This window comes from Kribbella sp. NPDC104740 (assembly GCF_055583505.1).
On sequence record NZ_JBVJNV010000002.1, the window covers coordinates 717,737 to 734,716 of the forward strand.

Below are 16,980 nucleotides of genomic sequence, written 5' to 3' on the forward strand. Positions count from 1 at the left end.
TGGTTTTCGTTTTCACTAGCGCACTGTAACAGCACTCAGCTTCGACGGATGCCGCGCCAGCGGCGTCACCCGGATCGTCATGAACGCAAACAGCGGCAGGCTGGTCAAAAGCTCGTGCAGCTCGTCGTTCGACCCGACGTCGAAGATGCTGAAGTTCGCGTACTCACCCGCGATCCGCCACAGCTCGGGCCAGGCACCGGACGCCTGGATCTCCAGCGCCCGCGCCTTCTCGCGCGCCACCAGGTCCGCCCGCACCTCCGGATCCAGGCCGTGCGGGATCGCCACATCCATCCGTACGTGAAAGAGCACGGTCACTCCCCCCGCACCAGATCCGTACGCCGTAACGCGGCCACCGCGTCGAGATCCAGCGAGACCCCGAGCCCCGGCCCCTCCGGCAGCTGCAGCTCCCCGTCGACGTACCGCAACGGCGTCTGCAGGATCTCCTCGGCGAAGAGCAGCGGCCCGAAGAGCTCACTCCCCCACGTCACCCCCGGCGCAGCACACGCCAGGTGCAGCGACGCCGCCGTACCGATCCCGGTCTCGATCGAAGTCCCACCATGACAAGGAATGTCGGCAGCCTTGGCGATCGCCACGATGTCCCGCGACCGCCGCAGCCCACCCACCTTCGTCGTCTTCATCGACCACACATCGGCAGCCCGCAACCGAACCAGCCGAACAGCATCGACCGGCGTCCGCAAGCTCTCGTCAGCCATCACCGGAACCGGCAGCAGCGCGTTGATCTCCGCGAGCGCCTCCACCTGCTCACCCGGTACCGGCTGCTCGACCAGCTCGACCCCAGCCGCCACCAGCCGCGGCAGATAGGTCCGCGACGTCATCAGATCCCAGCGGGCGTTGAGATCCACCCGTACGCCGGCCGACCCGGCCAGCTTCTCCGTGATCGCACAGATCCGGCGGGTGTCCTCCTCCGGCGGCAACGCGCCCATCTTCAGCTTGAACGACCGGTGCTCACCCGCGTGGAGCTTGGCCAGCGCCTCCTCGACGACGACCTCCTCCGGCTCCGCACCGAGCGCCCAGGTGACGTCGATGCTGGTCCGCGCGAGCCCACCGAGCAACGTGTGAACCGGTACGCCGAGGCACCGCGCCCACGCGTCGTGCAGCGCCACCTCGACGGCGGTCTTGGCGTACAGGTTCGCGTTCACTCGATCGGAGATGTCCCGCCAGATCCTCTCGATGTCGTCGACCCGGCGCCCGAGCAGCAGCGGTACGACGTACGTGTCGATGGTGACCTTCATGGACTCGACCGACTCACCGCCCCACCACGGCCCGCCCGGGACGACGCCCTCGCCGACCCCGACCACCCCGGAGCGGGTGTGGATCAGCGTGAGCAGCACGGGCTGGGCGTCCATGGTGACGCGGGCGAACTTGTGCGGCCGCCGCAGCGGCACGTCGAGGATGATCGTCTCGACCCGCTCGATGGTCAGGTCGTCGTGGCTGACGGGCACGGTGCTGCCTTTCGTGTCGGGCCTGCCCAGGGGACCGGGGTCACCGGTCCCCCGGCCGGCTCAGGAGGGTTCGAGCTCGAAGTCGTACGTCGAGCGCCGGGTGCCGCTGCCGTCGTCGCGCGGGTCGATGATCAGCTCGGGCTTGGTCGCCTCGGCGACGTCGGAGTCGAGCCACTCGCCACCGGCGAAGTACAGCTGCGTCGTGATCGGCCGGTACCCCTCGGCCCGCACGATCACGTGCAGGTGCGCGGGCCGCCACGGGTGCCAGCCGGCCGCCGCGATCAGCTTGCCGGTCGGCCCGTCGGTCGGGATCTGGTACGGCGCCGGCTGCACGGTCGAGATCGCGAACCGGCCCTCGGCGTCGGTGCTGACCACGCCGCGCAGGTTGCCCTCGGGCAGGTGCGGCGCGAAACCCGAGTAGTAGCCGTCGGCATCGGCGTGCCAGATGTCGACGAGCGCGCCGCCCAGCGGCGTACCGTCGAGGGCGCGGACCTGGCCGTCGAGCACCAGCGGGGCGCCGCGCTCGTCGTCTCGTCGCGGCAGCTCACAGGTCGAGCCCAGCGCCACCTGGTCGGGCAGGTAGTACGGGCCCTCGATGCTGCCCTTGGTGCCGTGCTGCGTGCTGGAGGCGACGTCCTCGACGACGTGCTCGACGAAGACGTCCATGAACAGCGGCCACTCGCCGGTCTCGCCGACCTCCATCAGCCACGCCTTCGCGGCCTGGAACTCGGGGTAGGTGACCTGGTGCTCACGGACGGCGTCGTGGACGCCGCGGAGGACGGCCGTGACGATCGCGCTGACCCGCTCGGGACTGGTCTCGGCGACCGTACGGCGCTCGGCCGCGGCCCTGAAGTTCTCGCTCGCGCTGGCCCCGGAGCCGGCGGCGGTCGGTGATTCCTGCACGGTGCTCATCAGGGGACTCCTTCAGCGGTTGAGGATGCGGTTCACGTCGGTGGGGTTGATCAGGTCCGGGACCGTCCAGCCGTCGAGGTCGTACTCCGACAGCATCGTCTCGGCGAACCCCTTCATCGCGTCGGTCTCGCCCTGGGCCTCGGCGGCGAACAGGATCTCGGCCTTCACGTTCTCGTGGTTGCCGGAGTAGTTGCGCTCGTACAGCTCGTGCCGGCCGCCGAACTCGGATCCGACCGAGTCCCACAGCGCCTTCATCACCTTGACCCGGTCGACCGCGTCGTACCCGTTGGAACCGCGCACGTACTTGTCCAGGTACGGCCGGATCTCGGGGGTCTTGAAGTCGACCGCGTTCGAGTTCAGGTAGATCAGGCCGGACGCGACGTCCTGCATGATGATCTCCTTCACCCGCGGGTAGGCCTGGATCATCAGCTGCCGGTAGACCAGCCCGTAGTCGAGCTTCGGCAGCACGGTCCCGTTCGGGCCCGGGTCGGGGTTGAGTGCCATCGCGTCGGCCAGTGCGCGGAACGTGTTGCGGTAGCCGATCACCTCACCGACCCGGGTCTGGACGCCGCGGAAGTCCTTGCTCCCGGTCGCTTCCAGGGCCTTGAGCAACAACCCGGCGATGAAGTCGAGCTTGACCGACAGTCGGATGCAGCCGTGGAAGGTGAACCGCGGGATGAACCCGGACTGCGGGAAGAAGCCGTTGATCTTGTCCGGGTCGCCGTAGGCGAAGACGTTCTCCCACGGCACCAGCACCTTGTCGAAGACGAAGATGGTGTCGTTCTCGTCCATCCGGCTGGACAGCGGGTAGTCGAACGGGCTGCCCATCACGTCGGCCTGCAGGGTGTACGACGGCCGGCAGATCAGCTTGATGCCGGGGGCGTCCATCGGCACCGTGCAGACGATCGCGTACTCCTTCTTCTTGATCGGCAGCCCGTAGTGCGCGATGAAGTTGTAGTTGGTGATCGCCGACCCGGTCGCGACCACCTTCGCGCCGGACACGATCAGCCCGGCGTCGGTCTCCTTCTCCACCCGCATGAAGACCTCGCCGGCCTCGTCGGGCGGCAGGTTACGGTCCACCGGCGGGTTGATGATCGCGTGGTTCCAGTACAGGACCCGCTCCTGGCTCTCCTTGTACCAGCGCTTCGCGTTCTCCTCGAACGGCTGGTAGAACTCACTGTTGCCACCGAGCGTGCCGAGGAAGCTGGCCTTGTAGTCGGGACTGCGGCCCATCCAGCCCCAGGTCTGGCGGGCCCAGTGCTCGATCGCGTTCCGGTCCGCGACCAGGTCGGCCGAGCTGTGCGGCGCCCGGAAGAACGGGTGCGTGAACCCGCCGTTCCCGGTGTCGGTCGGCACCGTCATCACGCCCCGGGTCGCCTCGTCGTGCAGCGAGTCGTACAGCCGGGCGGTCATCCGGACCGGGTTGCGGAAGGCCGGGTGCTCGGTGACGTCGCGGACCCGCTCGCCGTAGATCCAGACCTCGCGGTCGTCGCGGATGGACTCGATGTACTCCGCACCGGTCATCGGGCGGACGTCGTTCGGTCCCTCCTCGACGGTACTGAGCTTGCGGTCCTGGGTGACGGTCATGGTGCAGTCCCTTCGGTACGAGGTAGGTGATCAGACCCGGGTGACGTCGCAGAGGGCGGTGAACTGGGCGGTGGCGTCGAACCAGCCGTGCCCGGGGTTGTCGATGGAGCCGTCCCACGCGAGCGCGGTCGGGAGCGGCCCGAGGTGGCGGAACTGGCCGCCGTGGAAGAGCAGCGGGTCGCGGCCGGGAATCTCCACGGACTCGACCTCACCGATCACGATCAGGTGGTCGCCGCCGTCGTACGTGCGCCAGGGCCGGCACGAGATCGTCGTCGCGGTCCCTTCCAGCACCGGGGCGGTGCAGCCCGACGCCCAGGCCGGCGGGCGGTCGGCGGGCCGGCCCGCGAAGTGCCAGGCCACGTCGAGCTGGTCGGCGGCGAGCACGTTGATCGCGAAGCCGCGGCCGGCCAGGAACTGGCAGGCCCTGGAGCTGCGGCCGAGGGTGACCTGGGCCAGCGGCGGGTCGAGGGAGACGGCGGTGAAGGCGTTGACGGTGGCGCCGTGCGGCTCGCCGTCCTCGTTGGTGCAGGTGACCACGGTGACGCCCGTGGCGAACTGGCCGAATGCGTCCCGGAGCTTGCGTGCCTCCATGTCGCTCACCTCCCGATGTACGCTGTGCGTACTCGTTGCACGCTCTGCGTTCGTCATCGACAGTGCTCGACGGCGAGGGCCCGCGTCAACGCGTGGAGTCGTCCCCATCAATACCGAATTGGGCAGGACTGAGAGGCCGGGCGTATGAATCCGTCACCCGAGGCGGGCCAGGACCGCGATTTCGTCCAGAGCATCGAGCGCGGCTTCGCCGTCCTGCTGGCCTTCGACGCCGACCTGCCGAACCCGACGCTGGCCGAGATCGCCACCCGGACCGGCTACTCGCGTCCCGCCGTACGGCGGATCCTGCTGACACTGCAACGCCTCGGGTACGTCGTCGGCGCCGGGCCGCGCTGGTCGCTGACGCCCAAGGTGCTCACGATCGGCCAGCACTACGCGGCGACGCACGGCATCGTCGAGGTCGCCCAGCCGCATCTGTTGCGGCTGGCCGAGACGACCCAGGAGTCCGCGTCGCTGGCGCAGCTCGACGGAACCGACGTCGTGTACGTCGCCCGAGTGCAGGTGCGGCGGATCCTCAGCATCGCGGTCGACGTGGGCAGCCGGGTGCCGGCGTACGCGACGTCGATGGGCCGGGTGCTGACCGCTTGGGCTCCGCCCGCTGTCGTCGAGGCCGTGATCGAGGCCGGGTTGCCGCGGCGGGCCGAGCGGACGATCACCGATCCGGTGCGGTTCCGGGACGCGCTGCACGACGTACGGCGGTTGGGTTACGCGGTGGCCGAGTCGGAGCTGGAGGACGGGCTGCTGTCGGCTGCTGTGCCGGTGGTCGATCAGGGTGGTGAGGTGATGGCGGCGCTGGCGTACTCGTCCACGCTCGGGCGCACGACGCCGGAGCGACTGGTCGCCGAGGTGGTGCCGTTGATGCTCGACGCTGCGAAGGCGATCGGGCGCGACCTGGCTGCGGTGCGGACTACTCGAACGCTCGCGCCGAGTGAGCGCGACGGGTTCTTCTAGCCGCCAACGAGCTCGGCGAGAAGCCGGTCGCTGGTCAGCTCGGCGAGAGGCTAGTCGCTGGTGAGCTCGGCGAGGATCGCCAGCGCTCTGGCGAGCACGGGCGCGTCGTCCCCCACACGCGTGGCCGCCGCCAGCTCGACCTGACCACCCCCGGCCAGCGGCCGGTACGTCGCCCCCGCGACGGTCAGCGACGCCACCGACTCCGGCACCAATGCAACCCCCAGCCCAGCGGCGACGAACGTGACCAGCGTCGACGTCTCGCCCACCTCCTGCCGCACCCGCGGCTCGAACCCCGCCTCCCGGCACAGCGCGAGCACCCGCCCGCTCATCACAGACCGCCCCTGCCCCGGATAGGCGATGAAGTTCTCGTCCCGCAGATCGACGACCCGCAAGCGCTTCCGACCAGCCAGCCGATGCCCGTCCGGCAGCGCGACGATCAGCTTCTCCCGCCGCAACGCGTGCAGCTCCAGCCCGGGCTCGTCGACCGGCGGCCGCAGTACGCCGAGATCGATCTCCCCCGCCAGCAGCGCCGCCGCCTGATCGGGCGCGAGCATCTCGCCGCGGAAGCTGAAGTCCACCCCCGGCAGCTCCTCGCGCAGCGTCCGCGCGAGGCTCGGCAGCAGGCTGTACGTCGCCGACCCGACGCAGCCCACCATCAACCGCCCTTCGAGCCCGGCCCCGATCCGCTGCGCCTCGATGGTCGCCGCGTCGACGGCGCCCAGGATCTCCCGGGCCCGCTGCAGGAACGCCGCGCCCGCCTCGGTGAGGTCGACCCGGCGGGTGGTGCGCCGCAGCAGCTCGACGCCGAGCTCCGCCTCGAGCTGGCGGATCTGCTGCGACAGCGGCGGCTGGGCGATGTGCAGGCGCGCCGCGGCCCGGCCGAAGTGCCGCAGCTCGCCGACCGCCACGAAGTACCGCAGATGACGCAGCTCCATCCGGCCATCCTCGCAGAATTGATAGCCGTGACGTCTTGATCGACGCGAAACCGATACTTCTAACTCTCGCCGCAGCCGCCTAGCGTGGACGGCATGACCCAGGTACACCACGTCGTGACCGGCGCCGCCGACGCCCCGGTCGTCGTCCTGTCCAACTCCCTGGGCTCGACGACGGCGATGTGGGACGCGAACCTCGCCGGTCTCGAGCAGCACTTCCGCGTCGTCCGCTACGACACCCGCGGCCATGGCGCGTCCCCGGTCCCGCCCGGCCCGTACGGGATCGACGACCTCGTCGACGACGTGCTGACGCTGCTCGACGACCTCGCCGTCGCCCGCGCCCACTTCGTCGGCCTCTCGCTCGGCGGGATGACCGGCCTCCGCCTCGCCGCCCGCGAGCCCGACCGCGTCGACCGCTTGGCCGTCCTGTGCACCAGCGCCCACCTCGGCCCGGCCTCCGGCTGGTACGACCGCGCCAAGACCGTCCGCACCGAAGGCACAGCGGCCGTCGCGAAAGCGGTCGTCTCCCGCTGGTTCACCCCCGCCCTCCTCCGCATCGAGCGCGCCCGCAGCGAGGCCATGGTGAGCTCAACCTCACCCGAGGGCTACGCCGCCTGCTGCGAAGCCATCGCGACCATGGACCTCCGGCCCGACCTCCCCACGATCATCACACCGACGCTCGCGATCGCCGGCGCCGACGACCCCGCGACCCCACCTCCTCACCTGGCCGCGATCGCCGATTCGGTCCGGGACGGCCGGCTGCTCGTCGTACCGAAGGCGGCTCATCTGGCGAACGCCGAGCAGCCCGCGATCATCACCCCGGCGATCGTCGAGCACCTGACCGTCACAAAACCGGGTCGTCATTCGGTCCTACCGGTATGAGATGGCTACAGCTGGCCGCCTGCCGCGGCGAGGACCCCGCACTGTTCTTCCCGATCGGCTCGACCGCGCCCGCGCAGATCCAGATCGAGTCCGCCAAGGCGGTCTGCGCCCGCTGCGAGGTGACCGCCGACTGTCTCGACTGGGCGCTGCGCACCGGCCAGGACGCGGGCGTCTGGGGCGGTCTGTCCGAGGACGAACGCCGGGCGCTCCGCCGCCGGTTCACGCGCTCGATCCCGCGCCGAACTCGCTCCGAAAACACCACCGGTCCTGCGCAGGAACGCTTGACGTAACAAGCATCATTGGCTCATGCCCATCCACGAAGGCTTTCGGAACCAGCGGATCGTCGTGGTGCCCAGGCCGCTGGTGGGCGAGGCGTTGGGGCGGCCCGTCACACGACGGCTCGTCGTCACGGTCGCCGGGTACTTTCCGTTGGCCCGCGGGCACCGGATGCAGCGGCCGCGCGGGATCGACGAGACCGTCGTGATCGTCTGTACGGCGGGCACCGGCTGGGCGCAGGTCGGCGACACCATGCACCGGATCGGGTCGCAGTCGGCGCTGGTCGTTCCGCGCGGTGCGCCGCACACGTACGGATCGGACGAGGCGAACCCGTGGTCGATCTGGTGGTGCCATCTGTCCGGCACCGACGTCGCTGAGCTCGTCGAGACGCTGGAAGTCACCGTGGAGCGGCCGATCGTGCCGATCCGCCGGATGGAGCGCGCGGTGGCGCTGCTCGACGAGATCGTGTCGAGCCTCGAGCGCGACCAGTCGCCGCCGCGCTTGATCGGTACGGCGGGCGCGGCGTGGAAGCTGCTCACCCAGATCAACGTCGACCGGGTGATGCCGGCCGACGGCGACCCGCTGGAGCGCGCGATGAGCTACCTCGCGGACCGCCTCGACAGCACCGTGCGCGTCCCGGAGCTGGCCAAGCTCGTCGGCGTCTCGCCGTCGCACCTGAGCTCGCTGTTCCGCAAGGTCACCGGCGGCGGCGTACTGGCTCATCACCAGAGCCTGCGGATGGCTCGCGCGCGGCAGCTGCTCGACGGGTCGCCGGCGACCGTGGCCAGCATCGCCGACGAGCTGGGCTACACCGACCCGCTGTACTTCTCCCGGCAGTTCAGCCGGTTCCACGGGATGAGTCCGACGCAGTTCCGGCGCCGGAACATCCCGTGACCGGTCAGCCCTTCAGGCCGCTGTTCGCGATCCCGGAGAAGAACTGCCGCTGCAGCGCGATGAACACCGCGACCAGCGGGATCGTGCAGACCAGCGCACCCGCCATCAGCGCCGGGTAGTCGGTCCCGAACTGGCCCTGCAGGCTGGCCAGCCCGACCGGCAGCGGCCGCGCGTCACCCGCGGGCGCGACGATCAGCGGCCAGAGCAGGTCGTTCCACGAGTACAGCGACGTCAGTACGGCGAGCGCCGCGAGCATCGAGCGCGCCATCGGCAGCATCACGCTCCAGAACGTCCGGAACGTCCCGGCCCCGTCGAGCCGCGCCGCCTCCTCGTACTCCTTCGGCATCGTCAGGAAGGCCTGCCGCATCAGGAAGGTCCCGAACGCCGAGAAGATCCCCGGGATCGCCAGCGCGGGCACGGTGTTGAGCAGCCCGAGCCCCTTCATGATGTCGAACTGGCCGAGCAGGAACAGCTGGCTCGGCACCATCAGCATCAGCACGAAGAGCGCGAACAGCACGTTGCGGCCGGGGAACCGCAGCCGCGCGAACGCGTAACCGGCCAGCGCGGCCACGAAGACCTGACCGGCGACGCGCAGGACCAGCGAGATCACCGAGACGCTGAGCTGCGCCCAGAACGGCGTCACGCCGAAGAAGTCGCGGTAGCCCCGGTCCGACGGGTCGGCCGGGAACAGCGTCGGCGGCAGCGACGCCACCTCGTTGCTGGTCTTGAACGAGGTGAGGATCTCCCACGCGAACGGGACCACCATCACCGCGACCGCGATCACCAGGATCACGTGGATGCGCCACTCCTTGCGCCGTACACCGGTGTCAGTCATAAACGACCCACTTCTTCTGGAACCTGAACTGCACCGCGGTGACGATCATGATGATCACCAGCAGCACGATCGCGATCGCCGCGGCGTACCCCTGCTTGAACTGCACGAACGCCGCCTCGTAGAACAGGTAGACGATCGTCTTCGAACCGCTCAGCGCGGTGTTGTTCACGCTGCCGAGCATGATGAACACCAGGTCGAACATCTGCAGCGCCGAGATCGTGGTCAGGATCGTCACGAAGAACACGCTCGGGCTGAGCAGCGGCAGTGTGATCGCGAAGAACTGCCGGACCCGGCCGGCGCCGTCGAGCGCCGACGCCTCGTACAGCTCGACCGGGATGTTCTGCAGCCCGGCGCCGAGGATGATCAGGTTCACCCCGAGGCCCATCCAGATCCCGACCACGGCGAACGCGTAGACGGCGAACCGGTCGTCGGCCACCCAGTACTGGCCGGGGATCCCGACCAGCGACAGCAGGTAGTTCAGCAGCCCGAAGTCGCCGTTCAGGATGAACCGCCAGACCATGCCGACCGCGACCGGCAGCGTGACCACCGGCAGGAAGAACAGCACCCGGTAGACCGCCCGGCCGCGGGAGACCTGCTCGATCAGCGCCGCGAAGACGATCGCCAGCGGGATGCCGAGCAGCACGATCACGGTGTACTTCGCGGAGTTGCCGAGCGCGCTCCAGAAGTCGGCGTCGGAGAGCAGGTTCTGGTAGTTGTCGACGCCGTTGAACTTCGCCGGACCGAAGACCGGCACCTTGCTGAAGCTCTTGACGAAGGTCGACAGGAACGGCCAGAGGTACAGGGCGGCCAGGCCGATGAACGCCGGAGCGATCATGGCGTAGGCCGCCCAGTCGGTGCGCTTCCTCATCCGTTCTCGGCCAGGACCTTGTCGATGGCGTCGGCGTACTGGGCGGTGGCGTCGGCGACCGAGGTCTTCCCGTCCCAGGCGTCGGTCAGGTACTTCGCCTGCAGCCCCTGCCACTCCGCCGCGTTGCCCTGGACCGGCAGCGGCACCGAGTACGCCTTGGCGTCGATGAACACCTGCAGGTTCTTGAACTCCGGCATCGCGCTCATCCACGCCTTCTCGGTGCCCTGGTACGCCGGGAGCACGGCGCCCGACTTCGCCTGGATGTTGGCCGCCTCCTCGCCGCTGGCGAAGAGCAGGAACTTCTTCGTCGCCTCCGGGTGCTTGGTCCCGGCGAACCCGACGTTCTCGATCCCGCTGGTCACAGTCGCCTGCTTGACACCGGTCGGCAGCGGGACGACGTCGACGTTGGGCCGGAACGCCTTGTTGTCGTACAGCTTCAGCGCCCAGTAGGCCCCGGAGACGTACATCGCGACCTTGCCCTGCTCGAACATCGTCTCGGCCTCGGTGTCGGACAGCTGCTTCAGCGTCGGCGACGACTTGTCGGCCTGCAGGTCGGTCCAGAACTTGATCCCGGCCTGCGCCTCAGGGCTGTCGATCGCGGCCGACTTGCCGTCGTCGGCGATCACCTTGCCACCGGCCTGGAAGATCGAGTTGTAGTAACCGCCCTGGTAGTCCAGCGGCGCGGCCACACCCCAGGTCCCGGCGGCCGGGTCGGTCAGCTTCTTCGCGGTGGCTCGGAAGTCGTCCCAGGTCCAGCCGGCCTTCGGCAGCGGGACGCCGGCCTTCGCGAACAGCGCCTTGTTCACCCAGACCGCGTTCGTGTCGACGTCCTTCGGCAGCCCGTACAGCTTCCCGTCGCCCTGGTCGTACAGGTCCAGGACCGCCTTCGGGTACTTGCCCAGATCAACGTTCTGGTCCTTGACCGCGTCGGAGATGTCGAGCAGCTGCCCGCCGGCGGCGTACGGCCGGATCTGCTGGGCGAGCATCCAGAACGCGTCCGGCGCGGTGCCACCGGCGGCGCCGGTCTGCAGCGTCGACCAGAACTCCGGGTACGGCCGCGTCTCGATCTTCACCGTGATGTCCGGGTTCTGCTTGGTGAAGGCGTCGGCGATCTCCTGCATGGCCGGCGTCTGCGTCCCGGCCCAGATGCCGTACGTGATCGTCACCGGCTTCCCCGCCTCGGCCGACGCCCCGCCGTCGTCGGAACACCCTGCCAGCAGCGCCGCGACGAGCACGAGCGCGGGGGCTGCGAACCACTTCCTGTTCATCTGTTTCCTTTCGTCACCATGAGGCGGGCCGAGGCCCAGTCCACGTGGGCGGGAGCGTCGCCGACGGCGACCTCTTCCGTGGACAGGGTCAGCACCCGTACGCCGGAGACATCGAGGTCGATGTCCACAGCGGTGTTTCCTGCTTCCAGCACGACGCTGGTGAGTTCACGTCCGTCCCCGCGCACCACGGCCCGGGCCCGGGTCTGCGGCGTCTCGTCGTCGATCCCGACCCGCGCGGTGAACCGGCCGTCGTGGCCCCCGAAGTACAGGTCGAGCGTCGACGGCGTCGAGACTCCGAGACCGTCCGCGAAGTGTGCCCCGGCGATCGTCATCGGGGACCCGTCGTTCGGGTTGCCGCCGCCGTTGCTCTGGTCGCGCTCGACCGGGCCGCTCTCGTTCGTGAAGGCCAGCATCGGCAGTGCCGAGACCTGGTACACACCCGCGGTGAGCGGTACGACGGCGCGCGCGTGCGCGACGACGGGAGGCATCGAGGCGGTCTCGACGGTGATGACGCCCTGGGAGCCGGGGGTCAGGTTCTGGGGAGCTTGGATTCGCCACTGGCCGTCGCCGAGCTTGTCGGCACTCCAGCCAGGGGCCGTACGGACGTCAGCGCCGGCGGTGATCACCGCGCTCTTCTTCTCGTCGAGCACCACCAGAGCAGGCTCGACGGTCGGTGCGTCGGTCGTGGGTCGGGGGCTCGATCGGAACAAGTCGCCCTCGGCAACGATCGCCACGAAGCCGCCGTGCTCGGCGAGCGCAACCTCGAGCTCATTGCCCTTGACCGTCCGTTCGGCCAGCGCGTTGTTGCTGTCCTCGACGATCCAGGCCACCGGATCGTTCAGCCCCAGCCGGCTCAGGTCGACCATCACGGTCCGTTCGGATCCCGCGGCGACGCACCCGACGAACCACCGGTCACCGTTGCGTCGAGCAACCACCGCCTCGGTGTCCGGCGTACCGGACAGCAGCACCGTCTCGTCCCACACCGGCGCCAGCTCGGCCAGGAACCGGGCCGCGAGCGGCCGCTTGGCGTACGCCGCGACGTCGTCGGCGAAGTGCGTGATCCCGCACTCGAACACCACGCTGAGCGCGAGCTCGTGCCCGTCGCTGGTGACCCGGTCCGCGGCCGAGAACGCGACCGGCGTGTAGTCCATCGCGCCGACGACATTCCGGGTGAACGGCTGGATCACGTTGTGCTCGGCGGTCAGCGGGGTGTCGTTGTAGAACACGTAGTACTCCGAGCCGCGGATCGCCTCGTACCCGATCACCTGCGGCCAGGTCCGCGCCCACCCGCGCGGGATCACCGAGCCGTGGAAGTTCACCATCAGCCCGAGCCGCGCGGTCTCCTGCAGCACCGAGTCGTACCAGCGGTAGCGGTCCCGGGACTCCGACTCCATGAAGTCGACCTTGATCCCGGCGACACCCCAGGACCGCCACAGCGCCAGCTTGCCGAGCTTCTCCGGCCCGTCGAGGTCGTGCCAGACCGTCCACAGGTGCACCTGGATCCCGCGCCGGCTCGCGTACGCGACGATCTCGGGGACCCAGGTCTCCTCCCAGCCGCAGTCGATCAGCAGGTGCTCCCAGGACAGCTCGGCTGCCGCGTCGACGAACCGCTTCTGCTGCTCGAGCTGGGCGCCGGAGTAGAAGTCCGACCACCACGACCAGGCGGCGCGGCCGGGCCGGATCCACTCCGCGTCAGCCAGCTCCGGGCGAACGGCGGGAGCCAGCTCGTCGACGAACAGCGACTCGACGACGTCCGCGAGCGAGCCGATGATGAAGACCCGCCAGGGCGTGACGTCGCCGCGGGCGATCTCGACCGCCGGGTCGGCGATCGCGAAGCCGAGCGTCGTACCGGTCATCGCTGCGTGCGCTCCGGCGTACCGGCCGTCGATGCCGGACTCGGTGACGAGCAGGTAGTCGTCCTGCGCCTGGGTCAGGAAGGGGAAGCCGTAGGCGCCCGGCGCGAGGTCGGCGAGGTCGACGCCGACCCGTGGGGTCTCGTACCAGGTCTGGTAGTCGAGCACCCAGGCTCGCTCGAAGCTGCTCAGGTCGATCTTCGTGCCGTCGGAGGTGAGGGTCGCGGTGCCCTGCAGATCCGGTACGGCGTACCGGACGGCGACGCCGTCGCGGCCGATCCGGACCCGGAGCGTCCAGTCGCGCCCGGTCGCCGCATGGTGGAGGTCGACCCGTAGCTCGCGGTGGTCGACCGTGTGCGCGCCGCGGGCCTTGCCGGAGTGGGCGAACCACTCTTCGCGCACGGGGGTCTCCGCCGACCGGACGACGGCCGAGCCGGCGCCGAGGTCGACGCCGTCGATCCCGATCCCGAGGGCCACCTCCGCCAGCGCTCGACCGCGGCTCGTGATCGTCAGGTGCATGGAGGATTCGCCGACGGTCAACGACGCTCCGAGCGCGTCGTGGGTGAGCGTCGAGGTCCAGGCGGTGGAGATGGTCACGGTGGCAACCCTAGTGACGGCGCGGGCTGCCGACCATGGTTCTTCGGTGCTCGCACATGGACGATCCGATGATGTTGCGAAGGGCCACGATCCCCGCCGGAGCGGGAATCGTGGCCCTGGGCTGGAGGATCAGCGGACGACGCTGACCTTGTCGATCCCGACCGCCGCCGACGAGGCGGACTTCACCCGGATCACGTTCGGCCCCGTCGTCAGCGCCAGGCCGAGCGTCTTGGTCGCCACCGCCGTCGCCGAACCGGTCGCCGGCAGCGTCACGGTGGTCGCCGTATTGCCGTTCACCTGGACCTGCACGGTCTGCGCGGTCGCGCTCGCGTAGTCCAGCCGGACGGTGTGGTTGCCCGCCGACGACGCCGTCACCAGGTTGACGTCGAGCGTGCCGCTGCCGCTCAGCGACTTCACGAACGTGCCACCCGAGCATCCAGCGCACGCGGCTGTCGCGGCGCCGCCGGCCAGGGTGTTCCCGGCCGCCTCCGCCTCGGTCGCCCGTTCGATGGTCAGCGCGTCGATGTCCGGCGCGAACGCGCTCGGGTTGTCGAACTTGATCGTGTTCGACCCCGCGACCAGCGGGACGTCGACCGACCACTTGTTGACGAACTCCCAGCCGCCCGAGTCCGGCAGGTTCGCCGTGGTCAGCACCGTGCCGTTGACGGTGATCCGCACCGAGCGCGGGTCGGCCGAGGTGTAGGTGAACGTCATCCGGTGCGTGCCCGCCGTCGACGCGGTGACGCCGTTGAACTGGACCGAACCGCCGGACCCGACGTTGCCGACCTTCGAGCCCGTCGAACAGCCCTTGCAGGCGTCGACCGAGGCCGCTCCGGCGCGGGTGTTCGCCGCCGACTCCGCCTCGTACCGGGTGTCGGCACTGCCGATCTGCGCGAGCGGCGTCTGCGAGATGTGCACCGACACTCCCCCGGTCGCGATCATCGGCAGCGACAGCGTCGTCGCGCTGGTCACCGACTGCGTGCTGACCTGGACCCGGCCGGACGCGTTGTCGGAGAAGATCGTCGCCGTGTAGGTCCCCGCCCCGAGGAACGACAGCGGCACCGACGCCGTACGGGCCGGTGAGGTCATCCCGGCGACGAACCAGTCGGCGCCGGAGCGCCTCGCGAGCGTGACGTGGTCACCCGGGAAGCCCTCGACGACCTTCGTCTCGTCCCACTTGGTCGGGATCGCCCGCATCAGGTGGCGCCCCGGCCACTGCCCGTACGCCGCGGCCGAGTCGGCGTAGTTGATCATGCCGGTGTTGTAGACGATCGCCTGCGCGAGCGTGTGGCCCTGCGTGAGCACCGAGGTGTTCTGCGAGATCATCGCGGGCGTGTAGTCCATCGGGCCGATCGGACCGCGGGTGAACGGGTAGGTCACGTCCGCGGCGGCGGTCGTCGGCGGCGGGTACTTGTAGTGCTCGGTCCCGGCCACGGCCTCGGACGTCAGCACCCACGGCCAGGTCCGGTTCTCGCCGCCCGGCTTGGTGCTGCCGTGCAGGTCGAGCATCATCTGGTTCGCGCCGGCGGCGTCGCCGATCGACTGGTACCAGCGCTGCACGGCCTGCGAGTCGTTCAGGAAGAAGTCGACCTTGAGCCCGGCGACGCCGTACGCCTTGTGGTCGACGACGAGCTGGTTCGCCTGCGCGGGCGTCTGCCCGGCGTCGGCGGTGACCCAGGCGAACACCTTCACGCCCTTCTGGGCGGCGTACGCCGAGATGGCGGGCAGGTCGACCGCCGGGGTGTAGCAGCAGTCGACGGTGACGTACTCGAAACCCATCTCCGCGGCGAAGTCGACCATCTGCTTCTGCTTGCTGAGGTCGGAGGCGCTGTCCTCGTCGGTGTACCACGACCAGGCCGCGCGGCCCGGCTTCACCCAGGACGGCGTACTCGCGACCGGCGGGTTCAGGTGCTGGACGAGGTCGGAGTTGTAGAGCACATCGAGGTTCGAGGCGATGATCGCCACCCGCCACGGCGTCTGGAACGGGTAGGTGCTGGACATCGGGAAGCCCTGGTCCGGCGTACGGGAGAGCTTCAGCAGCCCGGTGCCGAGGCCGTCGCCCTCGAGCATGCCCGGGGCGTAGCTGGCGTTGGAGTTGTAGACGTTGGCTTCGCTGATCAGCGTGTAGTACGCGTTGTTGTTGATCGACGCGAGCGCGGGCATGGTCAGGTCGACGCCGGAGTTGAGCTGGGCGGCGTTGCGGTAGATGTAGTCCTGCTCGTAGTTGGCGTTCCACGGCGCGGCCCAGCCACCGGTTGTCACCGGCAACCGGAAGCCGGTCGACTCACCGGTGATCGACACGTTGCCGCTGCCCGGAAGCACGTAGCGGAACGCGATCCCGTCGTTGTACGCGCGGACGACGAGCTGCATCGTCGCGCCGCTCTTGGTGTAGGTCAGCGTCAGCTGGCGGCCGTCGTTCAGGTAGCTGGGCTTGGTCCCGGCGGGCAGCGAGTAGGTCTCGGTGACGACCGAGCGCGCCTCCCCGGCGTACGTGAGACCGGAGGTGAAGTCGACGCCGCTGGTCGAGATCCCGAGCGGCGAGTCCCCGAAGATCGTCGTCGACCCGGTCACGACGCTGTAGGTCAGCCCGCCACCCGGCTGGTCGGTCACGGTGATGTTGGTCAGCCCGTCGGGCGAGGTCAGGGTGTGCGTGACGAGTGCGTTCGCCGGGGTCGCAGGAAGCAACGGTAGACCGACCGCAAGCGCCGCGACCAGCACCACCGCCGGCTTCGCGAGACGCCTGAGTCTCTGGGAGATCTGCATGGTTTTCCCTTGGTCGTTGGCCAATGTGCCTGTCGACCGGTGGGCCCACCGGCAGTCCGAGAGTACGGACGCCCGACCGCGCCGAGAATGCGCCAATCGCACCCCGACATGGACGATCCGCCGCACTTCACCGACCTGTCACACGCCGTGACCGCCCGCCGGCTGCGCTGACCAGCAGATCGCGGCTGTCCACAGAACGAAGGTGGGTCGTGCGCGGAGTGGATTGTGGGGCGGGTGGTGGAGGCCGGACGATGAACGGACGTGACCGGATCGGCGACGGGTGGGACTGT

At 69.5% G+C, this 16,980-nt stretch carries 15 protein-coding genes; 4 read left to right on the plus strand and 11 right to left on the minus strand.

Annotation, left to right across the window (positions count from 1 at the left end):
* Nucleotides 1-15 precede the first annotated feature (15 nt).
* From catC to ACZ6Z4_RS12935, 5 genes are read right to left on the minus strand one after another with little or no spacing between them, the layout of a single operon-like run.
* Nucleotides 16-309, minus strand: coding sequence for a muconolactone Delta-isomerase (gene catC / locus ACZ6Z4_RS12915; protein ID WP_465562204.1), 294 nt, complete (start codon nucleotides 307-309; stop codon nucleotides 16-18).
* Between the two features lie 2 nt (nucleotides 310-311).
* Entirely contained in the window at nucleotides 312-1,463 is a 1,152-nt protein-coding gene (locus ACZ6Z4_RS12920) for a muconate/chloromuconate family cycloisomerase (protein WP_465562206.1), read from the minus strand.
* A 60-nt stretch (nucleotides 1,464-1,523) separates the two neighbouring features.
* Nucleotides 1,524-2,375, minus strand: a complete 852-nt coding sequence (gene catA, locus ACZ6Z4_RS12925) for a catechol 1,2-dioxygenase (protein ID WP_465562208.1) — start codon at nucleotides 2,373-2,375, stop codon at nucleotides 1,524-1,526.
* 12 nt (nucleotides 2,376-2,387) lie between these two features.
* The gene (locus tag ACZ6Z4_RS12930) at nucleotides 2,388-3,962 is read right to left on the minus strand and encodes a 4-hydroxyphenylacetate 3-hydroxylase family protein (protein ID WP_465562210.1); all 1,575 of its coding nucleotides are present in this window, start codon (nucleotides 3,960-3,962) and stop codon (nucleotides 2,388-2,390) included.
* A gap of 30 nt (nucleotides 3,963-3,992) precedes the next feature.
* Nucleotides 3,993-4,553, minus strand: a complete 561-nt coding sequence (locus ACZ6Z4_RS12935) for a flavin reductase family protein (RefSeq protein ID WP_465562212.1) — start codon at nucleotides 4,551-4,553, stop codon at nucleotides 3,993-3,995.
* 144 nt (nucleotides 4,554-4,697) lie between these two features.
* On the opposite strand from ACZ6Z4_RS12935, the gene ACZ6Z4_RS12940 reads away from it, so the two are divergent.
* The gene (locus tag ACZ6Z4_RS12940; RefSeq protein WP_465562214.1) at nucleotides 4,698-5,522 is read left to right on the plus strand and encodes an IclR family transcriptional regulator domain-containing protein; all 825 of its coding nucleotides are present in this window, start codon (nucleotides 4,698-4,700) and stop codon (nucleotides 5,520-5,522) included.
* Nucleotides 5,523-5,572: 50 nt separating this feature from the next.
* On the opposite strand, the gene ACZ6Z4_RS12945 is transcribed toward ACZ6Z4_RS12940, so the two are convergent.
* A complete protein-coding gene (locus ACZ6Z4_RS12945) occupies nucleotides 5,573-6,457 on the minus strand; it encodes a LysR substrate-binding domain-containing protein (RefSeq protein ID WP_465562216.1) in 885 nt (294 codons plus the stop codon).
* A 93-nt stretch (nucleotides 6,458-6,550) separates the two neighbouring features.
* Between ACZ6Z4_RS12945 and pcaD the strand changes: the two genes are divergently transcribed.
* Genes pcaD through ACZ6Z4_RS12960 form a run of 3 tightly spaced genes read left to right on the plus strand, consistent with a single transcriptional unit; the run spans nucleotide 6,551 to nucleotide 8,506 of the window.
* Nucleotides 6,551-7,336, plus strand: a complete 786-nt coding sequence (pcaD, locus tag ACZ6Z4_RS12950; protein ID WP_465562218.1) for a 3-oxoadipate enol-lactonase — start codon at nucleotides 6,551-6,553, stop codon at nucleotides 7,334-7,336.
* The gene (locus ACZ6Z4_RS12955; protein WP_465562220.1) at nucleotides 7,333-7,626 is read left to right on the plus strand and encodes a WhiB family transcriptional regulator; all 294 of its coding nucleotides are present in this window, start codon (nucleotides 7,333-7,335) and stop codon (nucleotides 7,624-7,626) included. The genes pcaD and ACZ6Z4_RS12955 overlap by 4 nt, the downstream gene beginning before the upstream one ends.
* Before the next feature lie 16 nt (nucleotides 7,627-7,642).
* Complete coding sequence (locus tag ACZ6Z4_RS12960) at nucleotides 7,643-8,506, plus strand: AraC family transcriptional regulator (RefSeq protein WP_363669378.1); 864 nt, start codon at nucleotides 7,643-7,645, stop codon at nucleotides 8,504-8,506.
* A 4-nt stretch (nucleotides 8,507-8,510) separates the two neighbouring features.
* Here the strand turns inward: ACZ6Z4_RS12960 and ACZ6Z4_RS12965 are convergent, their stop codons facing one another.
* The 5 genes from ACZ6Z4_RS12965 to ACZ6Z4_RS12985 all read right to left on the minus strand — a co-directional run bounded on the left by ACZ6Z4_RS12965 (nucleotide 8,511) and on the right by ACZ6Z4_RS12985 (nucleotide 16,690).
* A complete protein-coding gene (locus ACZ6Z4_RS12965) occupies nucleotides 8,511-9,341 on the minus strand; it encodes a carbohydrate ABC transporter permease (RefSeq protein ID WP_363669376.1) in 831 nt (276 codons plus the stop codon).
* Nucleotides 9,334-10,209, minus strand: coding sequence for a carbohydrate ABC transporter permease (locus ACZ6Z4_RS12970; RefSeq protein WP_363669374.1), 876 nt, complete (start codon nucleotides 10,207-10,209; stop codon nucleotides 9,334-9,336). Before ACZ6Z4_RS12970 ends, ACZ6Z4_RS12965 begins: the two co-directional genes overlap by 8 nt.
* A complete protein-coding gene (locus tag ACZ6Z4_RS12975) occupies nucleotides 10,206-11,477 on the minus strand; it encodes an ABC transporter substrate-binding protein (RefSeq protein WP_465562224.1) in 1,272 nt (423 codons plus the stop codon). Before ACZ6Z4_RS12975 ends, ACZ6Z4_RS12970 begins: the two co-directional genes overlap by 4 nt.
* Nucleotides 11,474-13,927, minus strand: coding sequence for an NPCBM/NEW2 domain-containing protein (locus ACZ6Z4_RS12980; protein WP_465562227.1), 2,454 nt, complete (start codon nucleotides 13,925-13,927; stop codon nucleotides 11,474-11,476). The genes ACZ6Z4_RS12975 and ACZ6Z4_RS12980 overlap by 4 nt, the downstream gene beginning before the upstream one ends.
* A gap of 129 nt (nucleotides 13,928-14,056) precedes the next feature.
* Entirely contained in the window at nucleotides 14,057-16,690 is a 2,634-nt protein-coding gene (locus tag ACZ6Z4_RS12985) for a glycoside hydrolase family 97 N-terminal domain-containing protein (RefSeq protein WP_465562229.1), read from the minus strand.
* Nucleotides 16,691-16,980 lie beyond the last annotated feature (290 nt).

Bases quoted from the DNA above. Each gene is read 5' to 3' on its own strand.
- ACZ6Z4_RS12975 (WP_465562224.1), bottom strand. From the start codon at position 11,477: ATGAACAGGAAGTGGTTCGCAGCCCCCGCGCTCGTGCTCGTCGCGGCG.
- ACZ6Z4_RS12945 (WP_465562216.1), bottom strand. From the start codon at position 6,457: ATGGAGCTGCGTCATCTGCGGTACTTCGTGGCGGTCGGCGAGCTGCGG.
- catA (WP_465562208.1), bottom strand. From the start codon at position 2,375: ATGAGCACCGTGCAGGAATCACCGACCGCCGCCGGCTCCGGGGCCAGC.
- ACZ6Z4_RS12955 (WP_465562220.1), top strand. From the start codon at position 7,333: ATGAGATGGCTACAGCTGGCCGCCTGCCGCGGCGAGGACCCCGCACTG.
- ACZ6Z4_RS12930 (WP_465562210.1), bottom strand. From the start codon at position 3,962: ATGACCGTCACCCAGGACCGCAAGCTCAGTACCGTCGAGGAGGGACCG.
- ACZ6Z4_RS12935 (WP_465562212.1), bottom strand. From the start codon at position 4,553: ATGGAGGCACGCAAGCTCCGGGACGCATTCGGCCAGTTCGCCACGGGC.
- ACZ6Z4_RS12960 (WP_363669378.1), top strand. From the start codon at position 7,643: ATGCCCATCCACGAAGGCTTTCGGAACCAGCGGATCGTCGTGGTGCCC.
- ACZ6Z4_RS12965 (WP_363669376.1), bottom strand. From the start codon at position 9,341: ATGACTGACACCGGTGTACGGCGCAAGGAGTGGCGCATCCACGTGATC.
- pcaD (WP_465562218.1), top strand. From the start codon at position 6,551: ATGACCCAGGTACACCACGTCGTGACCGGCGCCGCCGACGCCCCGGTC.
- ACZ6Z4_RS12970 (WP_363669374.1), bottom strand. From the start codon at position 10,209: ATGAGGAAGCGCACCGACTGGGCGGCCTACGCCATGATCGCTCCGGCG.
- ACZ6Z4_RS12985 (WP_465562229.1), bottom strand. From the start codon at position 16,690: ATGCAGATCTCCCAGAGACTCAGGCGTCTCGCGAAGCCGGCGGTGGTG.
- ACZ6Z4_RS12940 (WP_465562214.1), top strand. From the start codon at position 4,698: ATGAATCCGTCACCCGAGGCGGGCCAGGACCGCGATTTCGTCCAGAGC.